Genomic DNA, 2,806 nt, shown 5'->3' with positions numbered 1-2,806 from the left:
TACACCTCATACACTAATATATTTTGTTTTAATTACAGTACTTCCTTTGTTTATATATTTAATATCATCTGTACTTTTCGAATAATTTTTTATCCTTGATTTTATTCTGCTAATATATTATATGTATATAGAATTTCAATGTTACTCTATTTTTGTATAAATAGCATTTTAATATCCTTAAAATAGAAAACTATCTCAAAATAAGCTAAACCTTAATGTAAAGTTTAGTAATTCATTTTGAGACAGTCCATTTTTATTACCAATCTAATATATTATTTATTAGTACCATTAGTAGTAGAATATACACCTCTATTTAAAGCATCATGTATAGCTGATGTTACCTTACCTACTTCAACTTTTTTATCCATATCCTTAACTATGGAAGAAGGGTTATATAAATCATTAAGGCTTTGTCTTATATCTTTATCCTTTAAATAGTTTATCAAAGCTTCGTAATGATTTTTAACATTCTTGAAATTACTATCTTCCAAATAATTCTCATCATTATTAGATAGTGCTATAAATTTAATATCCTTAATTTGATTGTTAGCTAGAGTAAATTCAACTGTTAATTCATCCTCATCTATATATGAACCACGATATATACCATTAGAATAATTATTGTTGGTTAAATCAATACCGAAGAGTGTATTGTCATTACTATTATTGTCATTAATGCCTAAAACTCCACTATCATTAGCTCCATTCCCATCTAAGGTTGTATTTTCACTATTTGCTGTTCCATTTTCAGTTTGGTTCTGAGCAACCTCACTACCCGTCTTTCCTGTATTACCTGCAGTGTCATTATTAGCACATCCTACAAGTCCTGTTGTTAATGCTATTGTTGCAATTAAAAGCGCTATTCTTTTCATAATAAACCTCCTGTGCATATTTTTATGATTATAGTATAAGCATATACACAGTTATTATTCTTATATTGACTTTCCTATTATTTCTTTTTTATCTCAAACATATAAAAGTTAAATACAAAAATGCTTCACTTTATATTGTTAAAATAAAATATTGCAAGTTGTGTTCTATCTCTAAGATTTAATTTTTCTAAAATACTACTTATATAGTTTCTTATTGTACCTTCACCCAAAAATAATTTTGCTGATATTTCTTTATTAGAAAGCCCTTTGGAAACTAAAGTGATTATTTCAATGTCTCTATCAATTAAATCATACTTTGATATATCTTTTTTATTTTCAGTACTATTTAACATGGTAGGAATTTTAGATATAATTTCTTGTCCAAATACACTTTGTCCAAGCTCTACTGCCTTTAAAGCAGGTACTATACTTTCAAAATGTTGTTTTAGAATATATCCCTTAGCACCAACTTTTAATGCAGTTATAATATATTCATCATCCTCAAAAGTAGTTAGAAATAATATTCTCCCATCATTATGAGATTTTAGAATTTTTTGTGAAGCATCTAGCCCTGACATTCCCCCCATGCGAATATCCATAAGTAATATATCTGGAATATACTCATTATACAGCTCTATAGCTTCTTCACCGCTATATCCAAGTGATATAACTTTTATATCACTTGATGTCTCTATGATTGTCTTTAATGATGCTGCTATAAGCTTATCATCATCTATAATAATTATTCTCATAGTAACCCCTCCTTCATAATAGAAATGAATATCTTAAACCCTTTTGAACTATCAAAATTTACAATTCCATTTAAACTATTTACCCTCTTTTCAATGCTTTGTAATCCCATTCCACCATCCATACTTGCATTCTTTTTACTTCCATCATCTAAAATAATAACTTGATACAATTTGGGATGTTCATATAAACTTACAGTTACTGTAGTGGCATTTGAATGCTTTATTATATTAGATAATGCCTCTTTTACAATAGCAATAATAGCATATTTAACCTTAACATCTGGATTATAAGAAAACTCATAATTTAACGTAGCCTTACAAAACTTAAATTCATTTATAAGCCTTGAAAGTTGTACATATAAGTCAATAGAATCTTCATGTAAATTATGAATACTACTTCTAATAGAATCCATACCTTGGTCCAAGGTAGATTTAATGTCCTCTATAAACCTTTTTGTTTGCTCCTCTTTAGTAATTGCCATAATAGCACCAATTTGCAATATAGAGCTAGTTAAAAGATGTCCTATATTATCATGAATTTCTCTTGAAATACGATTTCTCTCCTTTAATGTTGCAAAATTAACTTCAAAATCTTGTTTATATTGTAGTTCCTTTACCTTCTCTTCCAATACTATAGATATCTCAGTTAAATCATCTCTTTGTTTTATAAATTTATCATGCAATTTTTCATATTTCACAGTATTAAATTTCAAGATTGCTGACGTACTAAGAAGTCCAAGAATCATTATTATAATAATATGTGAATATTTATGTATATTCATAAGGTACGGAATTAAAGTTAAGATGCATATATTTTTATACTTTGAAAAAATAGTATCATAAAATATTATAGGAATACCCATGAGAAATTCAGGATATACAATGCAAAGTATACTATATATCATTAATAATATTACATTTAATTTATCCTTGCTAAAATATTCTAGAAAACAAGTTATTGCAACTGTTACTAAAATTGGTAAGATTGATTTTTCTATACTATAATTTTCTATAAGTAATAATGTCGAACCTATAAGTAAAATAATTTTATTTAATATATTATTCATCTATACTCCCTCACTTTACATATCTATAATAACATATACAAATTTCTTACAAAAGTTTTATATAAGGCATCTGAAAATAAATAATAATTCAAAGATGGGAAGTATATTTTGAGTT

Annotated in this window: 3 protein-coding genes; all 3 read right to left on the bottom strand. The window is 26.3% G+C overall.

Annotated features, from left to right (window positions below; all coding sequences use genetic code 11):
- Window positions 1-272 precede the first annotated feature (272 nt).
- A complete protein-coding gene (locus tag B2671_RS06425; protein WP_346869665.1) occupies window positions 273-872 on the bottom strand; it encodes a hypothetical protein in 600 nt (199 codons plus the stop codon).
- A gap of 125 nt (window positions 873-997) precedes the next feature.
- Entirely contained in the window at window positions 998-1,624 is a 627-nt protein-coding gene (locus B2671_RS06420; protein ID WP_346869664.1) for a response regulator transcription factor, read from the bottom strand.
- Window positions 1,621-2,691 (bottom strand): sensor histidine kinase, encoded by a 1,071-nt coding sequence (locus B2671_RS06415; protein WP_346869663.1) that lies wholly within the window; start codon window positions 2,689-2,691, stop codon window positions 1,621-1,623. Before B2671_RS06415 ends, B2671_RS06420 begins: the two co-directional genes overlap by 4 nt.
- Window positions 2,692-2,806: the final 115 nt, after the last annotated feature.

Source organism: Clostridium sp. UBA5119, from assembly GCF_002414285.1.
GTDB classification, from domain to species: Bacteria; Bacillota; Clostridia; order Clostridiales; family Clostridiaceae; genus Clostridium_J; species Clostridium_J sulfidigenes.
Note: the sequence above shows the minus strand (reverse complement) of the source record. Positions and strands in the feature narration are given on the sequence as shown.

Bases quoted from the DNA above. Each gene is read 5' to 3' on its own strand.
- B2671_RS06425 (WP_346869665.1), bottom strand. From the start codon at position 872: ATGAAAAGAATAGCGCTTTTAATTGCAACAATAGCATTAACAACAGGA.
- B2671_RS06420 (WP_346869664.1), bottom strand. From the start codon at position 1,624: ATGAGAATAATTATTATAGATGATGATAAGCTTATAGCAGCATCATTA.
- B2671_RS06415 (WP_346869663.1), bottom strand. From the start codon at position 2,691: ATGAATAATATATTAAATAAAATTATTTTACTTATAGGTTCGACATTA.